This is a genomic window from Mycolicibacterium parafortuitum (assembly GCF_010725485.1).
GTDB lineage: Bacteria > Actinomycetota > Actinomycetes > Mycobacteriales > Mycobacteriaceae > Mycobacterium.
Genome location: NZ_AP022598.1, coordinates 3,422,018 through 3,441,217, shown reverse-complemented (window position 1 = coordinate 3,441,217; position 19,200 = coordinate 3,422,018). Strand labels below are relative to the sequence as shown.

Below are 19,200 nucleotides of genomic sequence, written 5' to 3'. Positions count from 1 at the left end.
ACGGGAGTGGTGCAGGTGCCTCAGGCCGACTCAAACCGAAGTCAGCCGGGGCGAGGTGAGAACCTCGGTGACCTCGAACGCGGTCCGGTCGGCGCGGTAGACGTCGCGGGCGTACTCCACGCAGCGGCCCTCGGCGTCCTCGGTGGTGCGGGTCAGCAATGTTCCGGGCGATCCGGCCCGCACCCCGAGCTGCACGCTGGTCGCATCGTCGAGCACGATCGACTCCAGCACCGCCGTCGAGCGCGCCAACTGGAGGCCGTACTGCGTCCGCAGTACCGCCCACAGCGATCCGTCCTGCGGCAGGTCCAGGATCCCCGGGGTGAGGTCGGCGGGCAGGAACGTCGTCTCCAACGCGAACGGGACCTCGTCGACGCTGCGCAGCCGGTGCACAACGTGCACGCCGGCGCCCTCATCGAGGTCCAGCGCGCGCCGCACCGCGGGGGTGGCCACCTGGTGTTCGGCCCACAGCGGCACGGCTGCCGGGCGCCGCCCCATCCGAGCCACCTCTTCGGAGAAGCTGCCGACGTGAAAGCGCACCCGCGGTTCGGCGACGAAGGTGCCGCGCGGCGGATTGCGGTAGACCAGCCCCTCGCTTTCCAGCAACGACAGCGCCTGCCGGGCCGTCATGCGGCTGACGCCGTGGTGTTCGGCAAGCTCGCGTTCGGACGCCAACAGCGTGTGCGGCGCCAGCTGTTCGGTGGCGATCAGATCACGCACGTCGGCCGCGATCCGCAGGTAGAGCGGGGTGCCTGAAGGCATCCTTGCAGGGTAGCGGCCTAAGTCGACTTCGGTATGCAACATTCTCCGGACGGTGCGGCCTTCCCGCACCGGATCAGAAGTCGCCGATCGGCGGACCGACCGGGTAGGCACCCAGGAACCCCGAGGCTTTCGTGCCGGGGATGGCTTTGATCTCGTCACGCACCTCGGTCGAGTTCGTGCCGGTGGCCGAGACCACCCCGGCGTCGGCCAGTCGGGCCTCGGAGGTGCCACGGGCGACACCGAAGTCGTTGATGCGCACCACCGCGTAATCGGTGGCCTGCCGACTGCTGACGACCGGCCCGGGGGAAACCTCTTTGACGTCGGCACTGGCCGTGCCCGCGCTCAGCCCGAACAGGGCCGCGGACGCACACGCCGAACCCAGGCACATGACGGCCAGCCTTGTCGTCCGACGCGGGAGTGTCGCCGTGCGCTCAACCATTGCCTACCCCTTTGGTCAGAAAGGCGGAAATGTTCTTCGATACCGGAGAACGTGCTCAGGCTATTGAGCGCAACTGTGACGAAGCTGGAAAACCGTCAGCCGCGACGTTGTTCACGTGCCCGTAACGAAAAGCCCGCAGGCGATCTAAAACATTTGTGCAGCAACATGTTTCGCCCCCAGAAACCGAGTGCCTCGCTGGCAGTTCGATCACCGATTCCTGGGAGATCGCCGCGAATGTGGCCGACCCCGGCGAATCTGACGCGAATCAGACGGGCAGCAGTGCGTCGATCACCGACGCCAACTGCTTGGCCGAGCGGCACTCGTGCATCGTGATGACATCCTCATAGCGCGGTATCGCGGAGTCACCGCTGCCCCACAGGTGCCTCGGCTCGGGATTGAGCCAGTGCGCGTGCCGTGCCGCGTTGACCATGTGCGCCAGCAGATCGGTCTCCGGGTTGCGGTAGTTGTTGCGGCCGTCGCCGAGCACGAGCAGTGAACTGCGCGGCGACAGCACGTTCGGGAACTTGTCGAGGAACGACACGAACGCGTGCCCGTAATCGGAATGGCCGTCGCGGGTGAACACCGCGGCCTCGCGGGTGATGCGCTGCACCGCGACCGCGAGGTCGGCGTCCGGCCCGAACAATTCGGTGACCTCGTCGGTGGTGTCGATGAACGCGAAGACGCGCACCCGGGAGAACTGCTGCCGCAGCGCATGCACCAGAAGAAGGGTGAAGTGGCTGAACCCGGCGACCGAGCCCGACACGTCGCACAGCACGACCAGCTCCGGACGCGCCGGATGCGGTTTCTTCAACACGACGTCGATCGGCACACCTCCGGTGGACATCGACTTGCGCAGCGTCTTACGCAGGTCGATCTCCCCGGCCCTGGACCGGCGCCGGCGCGCGGCCAGCCGGGTGGCCAGCGTGCGCGCCAAAGGTCCGACCACACGCCGCATCTGGCGCAGCTGCTCACCGGAGGCCCGCAGGAACTCGACGTTCTCGGCGAGCTGGGGCACTCCGTACATCTGGACGTGGTCACGCCCGAGCTGTTCGGCCGTGCGGCGCTTGGTCTCCCCCTCGATCATCTTGCGGATCTGGGCGATACGTTGGGCCGCGAGGGCTTTGGCGATCTGCTCCTGCGTCGGGGTCGGCTCGTCACCGTACGGGGCCAGCAGCCCGGCCAGCAGCCGTCCCTCGAGGTCGTCGAGGCTCATCGCTTTGAGCGCCTGGTACGACGAGTACGACGGCCCCCGGCTGGAGTTGTACCGCCCGTAAGCCTCCACGATCTGGGCGATCATCGCGGCCAGCCGCTCGTCGACGTTGGCGAGCTCCTGGTTCTCCGACAGCAGGTCGACCAGCGCGCTGCGCAATGCCTCGACGTCCTCGGGGGGCAATCCCTGGGCGTCCTGGTCGTCGTCATCGAGCACCGTCTTGGCGCCGAGCGCCGGCGGGAAGTACAGGTCGAACAGCGCGTCGAAGGTCTCGCGGTGATCGGAGCGGCGCAGCACCGCACACGCCAGCCCCTCCCGCAGCACCGCACGGTCGGACAGTCCGAGCGCCGCCATCACCTGGCCGGCATCCACCGTCTCCGACGGGCCCACCGCGATGCCCTGCTTGCGCAGCGCCTCGACGAACTCGACCAGATGGCCGGGGATTCCGTGCGGGGCCAGCGGTTGCGGCGGGCGGGTGCGGATCGGCGGCATCAGTTGAGCCTCAGCTCCCCGGAGGCCTTGATCTGGTCGGACTGATGCTTGAGCACGACACCCAGCGTCGCGGCGATCACCTCGTCGTCGATGGTGTCCATGCCCAGCGCCAGCACGGTGCGACCCCAGTCGATGGTCTCGGCCACCGACGGCAGTTTCTTGAGCTGCATACCGCGCAGCACACCGATGATCCGCACGAGTTCCTCGGCGATCTTCTCGGGCAGCTCCGGCACCCGGGACAGCAGGATCCGGCGCTCGAGGTCGGCGTCCGGAAAGTCGATGTGCAGGAACAGGCAGCGACGCTTGAGCGCCTCGGACAGCTCACGCGTCGCGTTGGAGGTGAGCACCACCAGGGGCCGGCGCTCGGCGGTGATGGTGCCGAGTTCGGGCACCGTGACTGCGAAGTCGCTGAGCACTTCCAGCAGCAGACCCTCGATCTCGATGTCGGCCTTGTCGGTCTCGTCGATCAGCAGCACCGTGGGTTCGGTGCGCCGGATCGCGGTGAGCAGCGGCCGGGTCAGCAGGAACTCTTCGGAGAAGACGTCGTCGCGGGTCTGATCCCAGTCGCCGCCGGCACTGCCGGCCTGGATCCGCAGAATCTGCTTGGCGTGGTTCCACTCGTAGAGCGCGCGGGACTCGTCGACACCCTCGTAGCACTGCAGCCGCACCAGCCCCGAACCCGTCGCGTGCGCGATGGCGCGGGCCAGTTCGGTCTTGCCGACACCGGCGGGACCCTCCACCAGCAGCGGTTTACCGAGCCGGTCGGCGAGGAACACCGCGGTCGCGGTGGCGGTGTCGGCCAGATAGCCCGTCTCGGCCAGCCGGCGCACGACATCGTCGATGTCGGCGAACAGCGGCACGATGCTCGCGGGGACGCTCACAATTTTCTCCTCTTCGCGCAAGCGCTCATCGGGGGGTCAACGCCCGCGGTTTCAGGCCGGACGGGTGTGGCCGTCGCCCCACACGATCCATTTGGTGGATGTCAGTTCGGGAAGCCCCATCGGGCCGCGGGCATGCAGTTTCTGGGTGGAGATGCCGATCTCGGCGCCGAAACCGAACTGCTCTCCGTCGGTGAACGCGGTGGACGCGTTGACCATCACCGCCGCCGCGTCCACCCGTTCGGTGAACCGTTGCGCGGCAGCCAGATCCGTCGTCACGATGGCTTCGGTGTGGCCGGTGCCGTACTCGTTGATATGGCTGATGGCGCCGTCGAGCCCGTCCACGATGGCGAGCGCGATGTCCATCGACAGGAACTCGGCGCGCAGCTCCTCCTCGCTCGGGTCCACGTGCACGGTGACGCCGGCATCCTGCAACGCACCGGTGAGCCGGGGCACCGCGATATCGGCGATCGCGGCGTCGATCAGCACCGATTCGGCGGCGTTGCACACGCTGGGCCTGCGGGTCTTGGCGTTGAGCAGGATCGTCTCGGCCATGTCGAGATCGGCCGACGAATGAACGTAGACATGGCAATTGCCGACGCCGGTCTCGATGGTGGGCACCTGGGCGTCGCGCACCACCGCGTCGATCAGCCCGGCGCCGCCGCGCGGGATCACCACGTCGACGAGCCCGCGGGCCTGGATCAGATGCGTGACGCTGGCACGGTCCTCGCTGGGCAGCAGCTGCACCGCGTCGACGTCGAGCAACTCGGTGGCCAGCGCGGCGCGCAGCGCGTCGACGAGTGCGGCGTTCGACTGCGCCGCCGACGAACTTCCGCGCAGCAGAACGGCATTGCCGGATTTCAGCGTCAGGCCGAACGCGTCGACGGTGACGTTGGGCCGCCCCTCGTAGACGATGCCGACCACGCCGAGCGGAACGCGTTGCTGGCGCAGCTGCAGGCCGTTGGGCAGCGTGCGCCCGCGCAGCACCTCGCCGACCGGGTCGGGCAGTCCGGCGACCTGACGCAGGCCGTCGGCGATCCCCTCGACGCGCTCCGGGCTCAGCGCGAGCCGATCGAGCATCGCGTCGGGGGTGCCCGAGGACCTCGCCCTGTCCAGGTCGGCTTCGTTGGCCTCCAGGATCGTGCGGGTGTTCATCAGCAGATGATCGGCGGCCACGCGCAGCGCGCGGTTCTTGGTGTCGGTGGACAGTGTGGCCAATCCGCGGGCCGCGCTGCGGGCCCGCCGCGCGGCGTCGTGCACCTGCTGGCGCAGGTCGGGGGCGGTGGGCGCATGCACACTCATCCGGCCAGAGTATCGAACCTGCCTGGGTCGTTCGACACGTGTCGACCTGCGTCGGCGCTAGGTTGACACCCATGAGCGCGCGCGTGTGCGTAGTGGGCAGTGTCAACGCCGACCTGACGTTCACGGTGGACCGGTTGCCCCGGCCGGGGCAGACCGTCCTGGCCTCGGCGCTGGACACCGCGCCGGGTGGCAAGGGCGGCAACCAGGCGGTCGCCGCCGCACGCGCCGGGGCGGCCGTGCAGCTGGTCGCGGCGCTGGGCACCGATCCGGCCGCCGACGGGCTTCGGGCGCATCTCGCGGCCAACGCGGTCGGCCTGGACGGTATCGAGACCGTGCCCGGACCCAGCGGATCGGCGGCCATCCTGGTCGACGCCGGCGCGGAGAACTGCATCGTGGTCGCCCCGGGCGCGAACGCGCACCTGAGTCTGAACTCTGCCGAGGTACGGGACGTCGTCGCCGACAGCGACGTGGTGCTGCTGTCGCTGGAGATCCCACTCGATACGGCCCTGGTGGCGGCCCGGGTCGGCCGGGCCGCGGGAGCGACGGTCATCCTCAACGCGTCCCCGACCCCGCCGGACATCAGCGCGCTGGCGACCGTCGTCGACGTGGTCGTGGTCAACGAGACCGAGTCCGAGGCGTGGGTCGACGGTGAGCGTGCGCTGGTCGACCATCTGGTGATCACGCGCGGTGCCCGAGGCGCCCGCCACCTGGGCGAGAAGCAGACCGACTATCCGGCGCCGGCCGTCGAGGCGGTGGACACCACCGGCGCCGGCGACGTGTTCGCCGGAGTGCTGGCCGCACACTGGACCCGCGGCTTCGACTACGCGCTTGCGCGCGCGTGCGCGGCCGGATCGCTCGCGACGCTGGTGCACGGTGCCGGCGACTGTGCCCCTTCCAGTGAGGCTGTCGAGGACGTGCTGGACGCGTCCTGATCCGTCAAGGAGCGGCGTTCGCCGTCCTGGGTGCACCCGGATCCACGCGTCGACGACCCAACCTGAATAGTTCAGCATTTTCTGAATACAGAACTCGATGTATCGTTCTGCTCATGAAGACAGTCATCGGCCGTGACGCGCTTGCCCGATTCGGATCCGCCCTGTCCGACCCGACCCGTGCGGAGATCCTGCTGATCCTTCGGGACGGGCCGGGCTATCCGTCCGAGCTGGCCGACCGAATCGGGGTCTCGCGCCAGATCCTGTCCAACCACCTGGCCTGCCTGCGGGGGTGCGGGCTGGTCGCCGTCAGCCCGGAGGGCAGGCGCAGCCGCTACGAACTCGCCGATCCCCGCATCGCCCATGCGCTCGCCGACCTCGTCGGCCTGGTGCTCGACGTGGACCCGGCGTGCTGCCCTGCCGCCGACGACAAGGCGTGCTGCTGATGACCCCCTCCACCTCCGCCGTCGTCGCGATCGCGTTGTTCGTCGTGTTCGGAGCGATCGGATTCGGTTGGCGCAGTTGGCTACACCACCGCAGGACCGGGTCCACCGGATTCAAGGGCATCAGCGGACGGCCCTTGTCGATCGAATGGTTCGCCGGCGTCGGGTTCGTCGCCGCGATCGTCGTCGGCGTGGCGGCACCCTCGCTGCAGTGGGCCGCACTGGTCGAACCACTGCCGGTTCCGAACTGGGTGCCGACGGCCGGAATCGCGATCGCGTTCGCCGGGATCGCGGCGACCGTCTACGCCCAGATCGACATGGGCGACTCGTGGCGCATCGGCGTCGACCACAGCGAGTCCACGACGCTGGTGCACCGCGGCGTGTTCGCGGTGGTACGCAACCCGATCTTCACCGCAATGCTGGTCTTCGCGTTCGGCATCATGCTGGTGACGCCGAATATCGTCGCAATCCTCGGGTTCACGCTGTTGCTCGCCGCGATCGAGCTGCAGGTACGCGCCGTCGAGGAACCATACCTGCGCAATGTCCACGGTGCGGCCTACCGCGAATATCTCGCCACCGTAGGCCGATTCGTGCCGCGGATCGGCACCACTATTCGATAGGCACGGTGCGTTCGATCTCCTCGAGCCAGATGCGCGCCGACATGTCCGACGGTGCCCGCCAGTCCCCGCGCGGCGACAGCGAACCGCCGGCGGACACCTTGGGGCCGTTGGGCAGTGCCGATCGTTTGAACTGGCTGAACGAGTAGAACCGCTGCGCGAACACCTGCAGCCAGTGCCGGATCTCGTTGAGCGAGTAGCTCGGCCGCTTCTCCTGCGGGACGCCGACGGGCCAGTCACCGCGGTCGGCGTCGCTCCACGCATGCCAGGCCAGAAACGCCACCTTCGACGGCCGGAATCCGTAGCGCAGCACCTGGAACAGTGAGAAGTCTTGCAGCACATAGGGCCCGACCTTGCCCTCGCTGCTCTGGATCTCCTCGTCCTCCCCGGCCGGAACGAGCTCGGGGCTGATCTCGGTGTCCAGCACCGACTGCAACACGTCGTTGACCGTGTCGTCGAACTGGTTCGAGGAGATCACCCAGCGGATCAGGTGCTGGATCAACGTCTTCGGCACCCCGCCGTTGACGTTGTAGTGCGACATCTGGTCGCCCACCCCGTAGGTGGACCAGCCCAGCGCCAGCTCCGACAGATCGCCGGTGCCGAGCACGATCCCACCGCGCTGGTTGGCCAGCCGGAACAGATAGTCGGTGCGCAGACCGGCCTGCACGTTCTCGAAGGTGACGTCGTAGACCTTCTCACCGCGGGAGAACGGGTGGTCCATCTCGGTGAGCATCAGCTCGGCAGTGGCCGTGATGTCGATGGTCTCGAACGTCACACCGAGCGCTTCGGCCAGCCGGGTCGCGTTGTTCCTGGTGCGGTCGCCGGTGGCGAAACCGGGCATGGTGAACGCGAGAATGTCGCTGCGGGGCCGCTCTTCGCGGTCCATCGCCTTCGCCGCGACGATCAGCGCGTGCGTGGAATCCAGGCCGCCGGACAGGCCGAGGACGATCTTCGGGTAGTGCAGCGCGCGCAGCCGCTGTTCGAGCCCCGAGACCTGGATGTTGTAGGCCTCGAAGCAATCCTGTTCCAGCCGGGCTTCGTCGGCGGGCACGAACGGGAAGCGCTCGACCTCGCGAAGCAGCCCGATGTCGCCGTCGGGCGGGTCGAGCCGGAACTCGATGCGGCGGAACGAGTCCTCGTCGATCAGGTGGTGACGGCGGTTGTCGTCGAAGGTGCCCATCCGCACCCGTTCGTTGCGCAGCAGCTCGACGTCGACGTCCGCGGTCGAGCGCCGCGGCCCCTTCGGGAAGCGCTCGGACTGCGCCAGACACACCCCGTTCTCCCAGATCATGGTCTGCCCGTCCCAGGCCAGATCGGTCGTCGACTCCCCCTCGCCGGCGGCGGCGTAGACGTAGGCGGCCAGGCAGCGTGACGACGCCGAGCGCGCCAGCAGAGCGCGGTCCTCGGCGCGACCGATGGTGATCGGACTTCCGGACAGATTCGCCAGCACCGTGGCACCGGCCAACGCGGCCTCGGCGCTGGGCGGCACCGGGACGAACATGTCCTCGCAGATCTCCACGTGCAGCACGAACGCCGGCACGTCGACGGCGGTGAACAGCAGGTCGGGCCCGAACGGCACGGTGCCGTCACCGAGCCGGATCTCGCCGCGCTCCTCGTCACCCGCGGCGATCTGACGCTTCTCGTAGAACTCGCGGTAGGTCGGCAGGTAGGACTTCGGCACCACCCCGAGCACCCGGCCGCGGTGGATCACGACGGCGGTGTTGTAGATCCGGTTGCGATAGCGCAGCGGCGCGCCGACCACCAGCACCGGCAGCAGGTCGGCGGATCCGGCGGCCACCTCGAGTATCGCCTCGTGCACGGCTTCGAGCAGGGCGTCCTGCATCACGATGTCCTCGATCGAATAGCCGGACAGCGTGAGCTCAGGGAAGACCGCGAGCGCGACGTTGTCGTCGTCGCATTCGCGGGCCATCGCCAGCACCGTCGCGGCGTTCGCGGCGGGATCGGCGAGGGCGGTGTGATGGGTGCACGCGGCGACCCGCACGAATCCGTGCCGGTAGGCCGAATAGAAATCCATGCCTCATTGTTGCCCGAACCCGCCGCGGGTATGCATGCCCCCTCCGGTACCGCTGACCAGCGCGTCTCCGCCGCGCCGCGGCCGTGGCCTACATTCGACTACGTGGAAGCACCCGAACTCGTCTCGCTGTTGCAGGGGCGGCGCATCGCGGTGCTCACCGGTGCGGGCATGTCCACCGACTCCGGGATTCCCGACTACCGTGGGCCGGACTCCCCGCCGAGCAACCCGATGACCATCCGGCAGTTCACCTCGGATCCGGCGTTCCGGCAACGCTACTGGGCGCGCAACCATCTCGGCTGGCGGCACATGGACCAGACGCTGCCCAACGCGGGGCACCGCGCACTTGCCGCTCTCGAGCGCGCCGGTGTGGTGACCGGGGTGATCACCCAGAACGTCGATCTGTTGCACACCAAAGCCGGCAGCGAGGTCGTGGTCAATCTGCACGGCACCTATGCCCAGGTGATCTGCCTCGACTGCGGGCACACCATGCCGCGCACCCTGCTGGCCGAGATGCTGGAGGCGGCCAACCCCGGTTTCGCCGACCGCGCCGCGGCGCTGGGCGGCATCGCGGTGGCCCCGGACGCCGACGCGGTCGTCGCCGATACGTCGTCGTTCCGGATCGTGGACTGCCCGCGCTGCGGCGGCATGCTCAAACCCGACATCGTCTACTTCGGCGAGAGCGTGCCCAAGCAGCGCGTCGAGGACGCCTACGCCCTCGTCGACGCCGCCGACGCGCTGCTGGTCGCCGGATCGTCGTTGACCGTGTACTCGGGATACCGGTTCGTGCGGCACGCGGTCGCGGCCGGGCTCCCGGTCGCGATCATCAACCGTGGCCGGACCCGCGGCGACGAACTCGCGACGGTGAAGATCGACAACGGTTGCTCGCCGATGTTGGCGCTGCTCGCCGACGAGCTGCCCACGGCCGGGGCCAGCCTCACCAGGTGACGGGCATCCGACGCACGGCGTGGATGAAATTGCCTGCCACATAGGACGGTTCACCGGCCTGCAGATCGGGGATCTGGGTGAGCAATTCGTCGAAGATCGCGCGCAGCTGCGCGCGGGCGACGTGCGCACCGAGGCAGAAGTGCCTGCCGCCGCCACCGAAACCGATGTGCGGGTTCGGGTCCCGGCTCAGGTCGAACCGTTCGGGGTGGTCGAACACGGCGGTGTCCTGATTGCCCGACGAGTAGAACATCACCACCTTCTCCCCCGCGGCGATCTGCGCGCCACCCAGCACGTAATCGGTTGCCGCCGTGCGACGGAAGGTCATCACCGGACTCGCCCACCGGATCAGCTCCTCGACCGCGACGCCGATCCGGTCCTCGAACGACGCCGTCAACCAGGCGCGCTGCTCGGGGTGATCGGTGAGCGCCTTCATCCCGTGGCTGGTGGTCTGGCGGGTGGTGTCGTTGCCCGCGACCGCGAGGAGCACGAAGAATGCCGCGATCTCCGCGTCGGTCAGCCGGGCTCCTTCGACCTCGGCGTGCACCAGCGCGCTGAACAGGTCGTCACCGGGGTTCTCGCGGCGTTCGGCGGCCAGACTCAGCGCCACCTGGTGCAGATACATCTGGCTGGAGACCAGCACCTCCAACGGATTCCGGCCGGCGAGGTACTCCTCGTCCCCCCAGCTGACCAGCGCGTCGGCGGCGTCGGCGACCGCGTGCCGCTCGGATGCGGGGATGCCGACCATGTCCGACAGCGTGCGCACCGGCAGCTCCTTGGCGCAGTGGCTGACGAAGTCGACGCCACTTCCCGCCGCCCGCAACTCGGACACGATGTCGCGGGCGTTCGCCTTGATCGAGTCCTCGATGCGACGCACCTGACGCGGGGTGAACGCGGCGTGGACGACCTTGCGGATCAGCGTGTGCCGCGGCGGATCCATGGCCAGGAACGACTGGCTGGCTTCGAGCAGTTCCTCGGGGACGTTCTCGAACAGCACCCCCTTGCCGGACAGGAACACCTCGCTGTTGCGGCTCACCTCGACGATGTCGGCGTGCCGGGTGACCGCCCAGAAGCCGGGGTCGGCCGGGTCGGGCATCAGCGCGTCTTCGACGGGCGGATGCCAGCTCACCGGCCGCTCGGCGCGCAGTTGGGCGAACGAGCGCTCCCGGTCGGCGGCGGTGGTGGCCCAGAACGCCCGCGAGGACAGATCGACGGGGTCGTATGACCGACCCGACGGATCGATCGTGGGTGTGGGCGTGGTCACAGTCATGGGCGGTGACAATACGACTAGACAGTATGTCTAGTCAATGGCGCCAGGCTTCGGTTAGGCTCGGGCGATGCCCTCGGTCACCAGAAAACCGCAGGCCAGTCGGCAGGAGCGGCGCGAGCAGATCGAACGCAGCCTGCTCGAGGCCACCGACCGGCTGATGGCCGACGGCGCGAGCATCACCGAGCTCAGCGTCGACCGGCTGGCCACCGAGGCGGGGATCTCGCGGGCGAGCTTCTACATCTACTTCGAGGACAAGGGTCATCTGCTGCGCCGGCTGGCCACCCAGGTCTTCGTCGATCTCACCGCGGCCGCCCAGCGTTGGTGGTCGGTCGCCGACCGGCTCGACCCCGCCGATGTGCACTCCGCGATGACGGCGATCATCGCCGCCTACCGGACCCATCAGCCCGTGCTGGTGGCGCTCAACGAGATGGCGCCGTATGACACCGCGGTCGGCGACACCTACCGGTCACTGCTCGCCGAGGTCAGCGATGGATTCAGGGCGGTGATCGTCGCCGGGCAGAAGGCCGGGGCGATCCGCCCGCAGCTACCCCCGGACACGACCGCCCAGGCGCTGGTGTTGATGGTCGAACGCACCTGCCAGCAGAACCTGCCGTCAAAGCCCACATCGTTCGACGCCGAGTTGGCCGGGGTCCTGACCGAATTGGTATGGGGTGCGCTGTATCTGAAGGCCGGCCTCTGACCGCTGACCGTCAGACCGCGACGAGGTCGTCGGCGTGCACGGCGGGGCGGCGCATCTCGGCGGGCAGATCGGCGGTGGACCGGCCGAGCATGGTGGCCAGCTCGGCGGCGTCGTAGGCGACCACGCCGCGGGCCACCATGGTGGCGTCCTGGTCGCGCAACTCGACCACATCGCCGCCGTAGAAACGACCCGACAACGCTGTGATGCCTGCCGGAAGCAGCGAACGCCGTTGCTGCACCACCGCTTTCACCGCACCGGCGTCGAGGGTGAGGGCCCCGGAGGACTCTGCGGCGTAACGCACCCAGAACCGTCGTGCCGACATCCGCTCCTTGCGGGGTGCGAACACCGTTCCGACAGAGGCGGTTTCCAGTGCGGCTGCCGCGTCGGAGGCGGCCGCCAGCAGCACCGGGACGCCGGCGTCGGCCGCCAGCAGCGCCGAGGACAGTTTGGAGACCATCCCGCCGGTGCCCAGATTGCTTCCCCGGCCCGCGGTGACACCTTCCAGGTCGTCGGGGCCCGCGACCTCGGGGATGAACCGCGCCGGATTGTCCTCCGACGCCTTGCGCGGGTCTCCGTCGTAGAGACCGTCGATGTCGCTGAGCAAAATCAGCGCATCCGCACCGACCAGATGGGCCACCAGCGCCGAAAGTCGGTCGTTGTCACCGAATCTGATCTCGTTGGTGGCGACGGTGTCGTTCTCGTTGACGATCGCCACGGCGTGCAGCGCACGCAACCGGTCCAGGGTGCGCTGGGCGTTGGTGTGCTGCACCCGCATCGAGATGTCGTGAGCGGTGAGCAGCACCTGGCCCACGGTGCGGTCGTATCGGCCGAACGCAGCGCTCCACGAGTTCACCAGGGCGACCTGCCCGACGCTGGCCGCCGCCTGTTTGGTGGCCAGATCGGTGGGTCGCTTGGTCAGCCCGAGCGGCTCGATGCCCGCGGCGATCGCACCCGAGGACACGATCACCACATCGGAGCCCGATTTCATCCGGGCCTCGATGGCGTCGGCGAGATGCTGCAGCCTGCCGGTGTCGAACACCCCGGCCGGGGTGGTGAGCGCGGTGGTGCCGATCTTGACCACCACGGAACGAGCATCGCGAATGGCCTCGCGGTGGACCGAGTTCACTCGCTCGACTCCCGACGCGCCTTCCGTGCCGCCTTGCGCTCGTCAGCCCCGATCCGGTCGGTCTGCTCCAGGCGGATGTCCGTGCCACGACCGGACAGATGACCGTCGACCCCGGCCGGCGTCTGCGGCTCCCAGTCGAACGTCATGTCGCCGATCGTCACCGCGCATCCGGGCCGTGCGCCCTGCTTGAGCAGTTCGTCCTCGACGCCGAGGCGGGCCAGCCGGTCGGCGAGATAGCCCACGGCCTCGTCGTTGTCGAAGTTCGTCTGGGCTACCCAGCGCTGCGGCCGGGTGCCCTTGACCAGGAATCCGCCCGTTCCATCCGGCTGGACGCTGAAACCGCTGTCGTCCACCGGCACCGGCCGGATCACCGGGCGGCGCGGCACCACCGCAGGCTGGGCGGCGCGGTAGGCGGCGACCATATCCCACAGCGCGAACGTCAACGCGCGCAGACCTTCTCGCGCCACGGTCGAGATCTCGAAGACCGGCCAGCCGAACTTCTCCTTGATCTCGTCACGGACGAAGTCGGCCAGTTCGCGAGCCTCCGGCACGTCGATCTTGTTGAGCACCACCGCGCGTGGACGTTCGGCGAGATCGCCCAGCGTCGAATCGCCTTGCAGCGTCGGGGTGTAGGCCGCCAGTTCGGCCTCCAGCGCCTCGATGTCCGAGATCGGGTCGCGACCGGGCTCCAGTGTCGCGCAGTCGACGACGTGCACCAGCACGGCGCACCGCTCGATGTGGCGGAGGAAGTCGAGGCCCAGACCACGTCCTTGCGACGCACCGGGAATCAGCCCGGGCACGTCGGCGACGGTGAAGGTGTTCTCCCCCGCCGACACGACACCGAGGTTGGGCGCCAGCGTGGTGAACGGGTAGTCGGCGATCTTCGGCTTGGCGGCGGAGATCGTCGACACCAGCGACGACTTGCCCGCCGACGGGAACCCGACGAGGCCGACGTCGGCGACCGTCTTGAGTTCGAGGGTGAGATCGCGGACCTCGCCCTGTTCCCCGAGCAGAGCGAAGCCGGGCGCCTTCCGCGCGCGGGAGGCCAACGCGGCGTTGCCGAGACCACCGCGGCCACCTGCGGCGGCCTCGAAACGGGTACCTGCGCCGACCATGTCGGCCAGGATCTGGCCGTGTTCGTCGAGGACGACGGTGCCGTCGGGCACCTTGACCTCGAGGTCTGCCCCTGCGGCCCCGTCGCGGTTGCTGCCTGCGCCCTGCTTACCCGACGGTGCGACCACGTGCGGGTGGAAATGGAAGTCCAGCAGCGTGTGGACCTGGGGATCGACGACGAAGATGACACTTCCGCCGCGACCGCCGTTGCCGCCGTCGGGACCACCGAGAGGCTTGAACTTCTCGCGGTGTACCGACGCGCAGCCGTTGCCGCCGTTACCCGCCCGCGCGTGGATGACGACGCGGTCGACGAACCGGGGCATCGCTGATCCTTTCCATGACGAAATCTACGTTTTGCCGCCCGAAGCGTGAAGGCCGGTCAAAACGCCGATCTCGACGTCAAGGACCTCAGGCGTCGGTACGGGCGACGCGGACGATGTTGACGTACTTGCGGCCGCGCTTGGTGCCGAACTCGACGGCGCCGGGAGCGGTGGCGAACAGCGTGTCGTCGCCGCCGCGGCCGACGTTGACGCCGGGGTGGAAGTGAGTGCCGCGCTGGCGGACCAGGATCTCGCCGGCCTTCACGATCTGGCCGCCGAACCGCTTGACGCCGAGGCGCTGGGCGTTGGAATCGCGACCGTTACGTGAGCTGGAAGCGCCCTTTTTGTGTGCCATGTCTGCTCGCTCCCGTCGTTACTTGATGCCGGTGACCTTGAGCACCGTCAACTGCTGACGGTGGCCCTGGCGCTTGTGATAGCCGGTCTTGTTCTTGAACTTGTGGATTCGGATCTTCGGGCCCTTGGTGTGCTCGAGGACCTCGCCGGTGACGGCGACCTTCTCCAGCGCCTTGGCGTCGGTGGTCACGTTCGCACCGTCGACGACCAGCGCGACGGGCAGCGAGACCGATGCGCCGGGCTCTGCGTCAAGCTTCTCCACCTTGACGATGTCGCCGGCCGCGACCTTGTACTGCTTGCCACCGGTCTTGACGATCGCGTACGTGGCTGATTTGGCTGCCATCGCTAGGTCTTCCTCTGCTCTGCGTGCGGGCGCGCATCACCGGGGTGTGCGTGCGGGTCTTGGTGCGGGATCTCGTCCCGTCTCCGGCCGGCTGTGGGCAGGCCCTGGAGACAACTGGTCAAGGGTACGTGACCAGCGGGTAGAGGGTCAAACCGCTCAGTCGCGGCTGGGTGGGCCCGCCGGACGCGCAGCCGCGCGCCTGCGTTGCCTGCCCACCGGAGCAGCGACTATGGGTTCATCCTCGTCGTCGTCCTCGTCGTCGGAGTACTCGTCGTCCTCATCATCATCGTCGGAGTCGTCGTCCTCGGAGTCGTCTTCCTCATCCGCGTCGTCGTCCTCATCGGAGTCGTCGAGATCTTCCAGGTCGTCGTCTTCGTCGTCATCGTCGTCGTCATCGAGGTCGATCTCGTCGGTGTCGTCGTCCTCGGTGTCGTCGTCCTCGGTGTCATCGTCCTCGGTGTCGGCGTCCTCGTCCTCCGAGTCGGTGTCGTCACCGAACTCGTCGTCGGTGTCGTCGGTCGGCACCGGAGTCGTGTCGTCGTCGAGCTCGTTGATCTCGTCGGTCGGCGTGGTGTCGTCGCCGTCCTCGTCGTCCTCGTGCTTGCCGTTGGCCGCCGCCATCGCCTTGAACATCGGATGGTCCCCGGGCAGGTGGGCCGGCACCTTCGTGACCTGGACCTCGGGGTCGGCCTTGGCTCCGCGCTTACCGCGCTTACCGCGGCGTCCACCGCCACCGCCACCGCCGCCCCCGTTGCCGGAGTCGGCCTTGCGCCCACCCGAACTCGGTGCGGAGTCGATCGGATCGCCGTGCAGCACGATGCCGCGGCCTGCGCAGTGCGTGCACGTCGTCGAGAACGCCTCGATCAGTCCGGTGCCGAGCCGCTTCCTGGTCAGCTGAACCAACCCGAGCGACGTCACCTCCGAAACCTGATGCCGGGTGCGGTCGCGGGCCAGCGCCTCGGTGAGGCGACGCAACACCAGGTCCCGGTTGGATTCGAGCACCATGTCGATGAAGTCGATGACGATGATGCCGCCGATATCGCGCAGCCGCAGCTGCCGGACGGTCTCCTCGGCGGCTTCGAGGTTGTTGCGCGTGACGGTCTGTTCCAGGTTGCCCCCGGAACCGGTGAACTTGCCGGTGTTGACGTCGATCACCGTCATGGCCTCGGTGCGGTCGATGACCAGCGTGCCGCCCGACGGCAGCCACACCTTGCGGTCCATCGCCTTGGCCAGCTGCTCGTCGATGCGGTGCACCGCGAACACGTCGGGTCCGTCCGGGCTCGCGGGCTCGTACTTCGTCATCCGGGGCAGCAGCTCGGGGGCGACGGCGGTGACGTAGTCGCTGATGGTCTTCCACGCGTCGTCACCCGACACGATCAGCCCGGAGAAGTCCTCGTTGAACAGGTCGCGGATGACCTTGACCAGCACATCGGGCTCTTCGTAGAGCGCGACCGCGGCGCCGGCCTTCTTCTGGGTGACCTCGGCGGCCTTGGCCTCGATCTCACTCCAGCGCTTCTGCAGCCGCTCGACGTCGGTGCGGATGTCCTCTTCCTTCACGCCTTCGGAGGCGGTCCGGATGATCACGCCGGCATCGGACGGGACGACCTCTTTGAGGATCTCCTTGAGGCGTTGCCGTTCGGTGTCGGGCAGCTTGCGGCTGATCCCGGTCGACGACGCCCCCGGCACGTACACCAGGTAGCGGCCGGCCAGCGACACCTGGGTGGTCAGCCGGGCGCCTTTGTGTCCGACGGGGTCCTTGCTGACCTGGACCACGACGTAGTCACCGGGCTTGAGGGCCTGTTCGATCTTGCGCTGGGCACCGCCGAGGCCGGCGGCCTCCCAATTGACCTCGCCTGCGTAGAGCACACCGTTGCGGCCGCGGCCGATGTCGACGAACGCCGCCTCCATCGACGGCAGCACGTTCTGCACGATGCCCAGGTAGATGTTGCCGACCAGGGATGCCGACGCCGCCGAGGTCACGAAGTGCTCGACGACCACACCGTCTTCGAGGACCGCGATCTGGGTGTAGCGGGAGCCTTCGTGCGGCGGTTCGGTACGCACCTTGTCGCGGATGACCATCGTGCGTTCGACGGCCTCGCGGCGGGCCAGGAACTCGGCCTCGGACAGGATCGGCGGCCGCCGCCGGCCCGCGTCGCGTCCGTCGCGGCGGCGCTGGCGCTTGGCCTCAAGTCGGGTGGACCCGCTGATGCCCTGGATCTCGTCGTTCTTGTCGCCCTTGTCCGACCGTCCCGATTTACGGGGTTCACGCTCGTGGACGACGGTGTTGGGCGGATCGTCGGGGGAACCGCTGGCGTCGCCGTCGTCATCGGACCCGGACTTACGGCGGCGCCTGCGCCGACGCCGGCGGGTGGCGCCGTCGCCGGACGGGGCCTCGTCGTCACCGTTGTCGTCGTCCTGATCATCGGCGGCCTCACCGGACGGCGACTGCTCGGCCTCGGTGTCGCCGTCGGTGTCCGCATCGGTGGCGGCCTCGTCACCGTTCTGCTCACCGCGGCCACGGCCGCGTCCGCGCCGTCCGCGCCGGCGGCGTTTGGCGGCGGGCCGGCCGGACTGGTCGTCGGAGTCCGAATCGGAGTCGTCGGCGTCATCGTCGGCGCCGTCGGTGGCGTCGTCGTCATCGCTGTCGTCGTCGTGGTCGTGGTCGTCGAAGCGGACCGGCTGCGGCGCGACGAACAGCGGCAGGTAGTCGGCGGGTTCGGCGACCGCGCGGGTCTCGGGGGTCTCCAGGATGAGCCGGGATTCGGGCTCCTCCTCGGCGGGAGCCTCCTCGGCGGGAGCCTGAGCTGCGGGCTCTTCCTCGGCAGGAGCCTCGGCGGCGGGCGCTTCGGCAACAGGAGCCTCGGTCACCGGCTCTTCGGCCGGAGCCGTCTGACTTTCCACCGCATCCGTGGCGATCTCGGTGGGGGCCGGCTCCGGGTCGGGGGCCGCCAGCACCTCGCGCACCCGGTCGGCCTCTTCGCGGCCCACCGTCGAGTGCGCGCTGCGGGCGCGGCCGTCGAGTTCGACGAGCGCGTCGATGATCCGGCGGCTCGTGGTGCCCAGCACCCGGGCCAGTGAGTGCACCCTGAGCTTCTCCGGCGTCGGAGCCGCGGGGGCTTCGACGGGCGGCTCGGCTATCTGCTGAGGCGCTTCCGCGGGGTCGTGGTTCGGATCTTGATTCTGCTCATTGTCAGCCACGTATTCTCCTCAAGCCCCCGGGCGCGTCGATTAGCTGACGCGGCCACGCGAGGGCTTCTGTTGTGTATCCGGGCTACCAACTCCCGGACTTGTAATGGTCTCGCTCCGAGTGATCCCGAAAGAACGATCTCGGTGCCTGTCTGAATGATGGCTGGACGGTCTGCGCCGCACCGTGGGTAGACGGTGGTCGCGCTCGTCGAAGTCTTCATTCGGGTGCTCGGCCCGGGTTGTAAGGCCGGTCACCCTCGACCATTATCCCACACCTCGGAGAGTGATCCGAGAAGGCCGGGGTCGGCCGGGCGATCCGGGCTCAGAGCTCGGGGAACCAGAGGGCGATTTCGCGGGCCGCGGAATCCGGCGAATCAGAGCCGTGGACCAGGTTGATCTGCGTCTCCAGGCCCAGGTCACCCCGGATGGTGCCGGGGGTGGCCTTCTCGACGGGATCGGTGCCGCCGGCGAGTTGCCGGAACGCCGCGATCGCCCGCGGACCTTCGAGTACGGCCGCGACCACCGGGCCGGAGGTGATGAACTCCAGCAGCGACGGGAAGAACGGCTTGCCCTCGTGTTCGGCGTAATGCGCGCGGGCGGTTTCGTCGCTGACGTTCTTCAGCTCCAGGGCGGCGATCGCCAGGCCTTTGGCTTCGATTCGGCTGATGATCTCTCCGATGAGGCGGCGCTGCACACCGTCGGGCTTGATCAGTACGAGAGTTCGCTCAGTCACGCAGGACAG

General features: G+C 68.6%; 18 protein-coding genes. 5 read left to right on the top strand and 13 right to left on the bottom strand.

The window, feature by feature from the left end; translation table 11 throughout:
* Positions 1–30 precede the first annotated feature (30 nt).
* The 5 genes from NTM_RS16570 to NTM_RS16550 all read right to left on the bottom strand — a co-directional run bounded on the left by NTM_RS16570 (position 31) and on the right by NTM_RS16550 (position 5,080).
* A complete protein-coding gene (locus tag NTM_RS16570; RefSeq protein ID WP_179963948.1) occupies positions 31–759 on the bottom strand; it encodes a GntR family transcriptional regulator in 729 nt (242 codons plus the stop codon).
* A gap of 73 nt (positions 760–832) precedes the next feature.
* Positions 833–1,147, bottom strand: a complete 315-nt coding sequence (locus NTM_RS16565) for a hypothetical protein (RefSeq protein ID WP_232079730.1) — start codon at positions 1,145–1,147, stop codon at positions 833–835.
* A gap of 316 nt (positions 1,148–1,463) precedes the next feature.
* Positions 1,464–2,900 (bottom strand): vWA domain-containing protein, encoded by a 1,437-nt coding sequence (locus NTM_RS16560; protein ID WP_104863373.1) that lies wholly within the window; start codon positions 2,898–2,900, stop codon positions 1,464–1,466.
* The gene (locus NTM_RS16555) at positions 2,900–3,781 is read right to left on the bottom strand and encodes an AAA family ATPase (RefSeq protein ID WP_163766886.1); all 882 of its coding nucleotides are present in this window, start codon (positions 3,779–3,781) and stop codon (positions 2,900–2,902) included. Before NTM_RS16555 ends, NTM_RS16560 begins: the two co-directional genes overlap by 1 nt.
* A gap of 51 nt (positions 3,782–3,832) precedes the next feature.
* Complete coding sequence (locus NTM_RS16550; protein ID WP_104863375.1) at positions 3,833–5,080, bottom strand: glutamate-5-semialdehyde dehydrogenase; 1,248 nt, start codon at positions 5,078–5,080, stop codon at positions 3,833–3,835.
* Between the two features lie 71 nt (positions 5,081–5,151).
* Between NTM_RS16550 and NTM_RS16545 the strand changes: the two genes are divergently transcribed.
* From NTM_RS16545 to NTM_RS16535, 3 genes are all read left to right on the top strand, one after another.
* Positions 5,152–6,012, top strand: a complete 861-nt coding sequence (locus NTM_RS16545) for a ribokinase (protein WP_163766885.1) — start codon at positions 5,152–5,154, stop codon at positions 6,010–6,012.
* 113 nt (positions 6,013–6,125) lie between these two features.
* Positions 6,126–6,455, top strand: coding sequence for an ArsR/SmtB family transcription factor (locus tag NTM_RS16540; RefSeq protein ID WP_163766884.1), 330 nt, complete (start codon positions 6,126–6,128; stop codon positions 6,453–6,455).
* The gene (locus NTM_RS16535) at positions 6,455–7,072 is read left to right on the top strand and encodes a methyltransferase family protein (RefSeq protein WP_163766883.1); all 618 of its coding nucleotides are present in this window, start codon (positions 6,455–6,457) and stop codon (positions 7,070–7,072) included. The genes NTM_RS16540 and NTM_RS16535 overlap by 1 nt, the downstream gene beginning before the upstream one ends.
* Here NTM_RS16535 and NTM_RS16530 read toward each other — a convergent pair.
* Entirely contained in the window at positions 7,062–9,104 is a 2,043-nt protein-coding gene (locus NTM_RS16530) for an NAD(+) synthase (RefSeq protein WP_163766882.1), read from the bottom strand. The two genes, NTM_RS16535 and NTM_RS16530, sit on opposite strands and share 11 nt — an antisense overlap.
* Before the next feature lie 102 nt (positions 9,105–9,206).
* Here NTM_RS16530 and NTM_RS16525 point away from each other — a divergent pair, with 102 nt between their 5' ends.
* On the top strand, positions 9,207–10,049 hold the full coding sequence (locus NTM_RS16525) for an NAD-dependent protein deacetylase (RefSeq protein ID WP_104863379.1): 843 nt from the start codon (positions 9,207–9,209) through the stop codon (positions 10,047–10,049).
* Here the strand turns inward: NTM_RS16525 and NTM_RS16520 are convergent.
* On the bottom strand, positions 10,039–11,316 hold the full coding sequence (locus NTM_RS16520; protein WP_163766881.1) for a cytochrome P450: 1,278 nt from the start codon (positions 11,314–11,316) through the stop codon (positions 10,039–10,041). The two genes, NTM_RS16525 and NTM_RS16520, sit on opposite strands and share 11 nt — an antisense overlap.
* Before the next feature lie 67 nt (positions 11,317–11,383).
* Between NTM_RS16520 and NTM_RS16515 the strand changes: the two genes are divergently transcribed.
* Entirely contained in the window at positions 11,384–12,016 is a 633-nt protein-coding gene (locus tag NTM_RS16515; protein ID WP_163766880.1) for a TetR/AcrR family transcriptional regulator, read from the top strand.
* A gap of 10 nt (positions 12,017–12,026) precedes the next feature.
* Here the strand turns inward: NTM_RS16515 and proB are convergent, their stop codons facing one another.
* The 6 genes from proB to ndk form a co-directional block, all read right to left on the bottom strand.
* On the bottom strand, positions 12,027–13,142 hold the full coding sequence (gene proB / locus NTM_RS16510; RefSeq protein ID WP_104863382.1) for a glutamate 5-kinase: 1,116 nt from the start codon (positions 13,140–13,142) through the stop codon (positions 12,027–12,029).
* Positions 13,139–14,578: a GTPase ObgE gene (gene obgE, locus NTM_RS16505; RefSeq protein WP_104863383.1), complete on the bottom strand. Its 1,440-nt coding sequence runs from the start codon at positions 14,576–14,578 to the stop codon at positions 13,139–13,141. Before obgE ends, proB begins: the two co-directional genes overlap by 4 nt.
* 85 nt (positions 14,579–14,663) lie before the next feature.
* Entirely contained in the window at positions 14,664–14,930 is a 267-nt protein-coding gene (gene rpmA, locus NTM_RS16500) for a 50S ribosomal protein L27 (RefSeq protein ID WP_083146421.1), read from the bottom strand.
* 18 nt (positions 14,931–14,948) lie between these two features.
* Positions 14,949–15,272, bottom strand: a complete 324-nt coding sequence (rplU, locus tag NTM_RS16495) for a 50S ribosomal protein L21 (RefSeq protein ID WP_083146422.1) — start codon at positions 15,270–15,272, stop codon at positions 14,949–14,951.
* 156 nt (positions 15,273–15,428) lie between these two features.
* The gene (rne, locus tag NTM_RS16490) at positions 15,429–18,470 is read right to left on the bottom strand and encodes a ribonuclease E (RefSeq protein ID WP_163766879.1); all 3,042 of its coding nucleotides are present in this window, start codon (positions 18,468–18,470) and stop codon (positions 15,429–15,431) included.
* 310 nt (positions 18,471–18,780) lie between these two features.
* Complete coding sequence (ndk, locus tag NTM_RS16485) at positions 18,781–19,191, bottom strand: nucleoside-diphosphate kinase (protein WP_163766878.1); 411 nt, start codon at positions 19,189–19,191, stop codon at positions 18,781–18,783.
* Between the last annotated feature and the right edge of the window lie 9 nt (positions 19,192–19,200).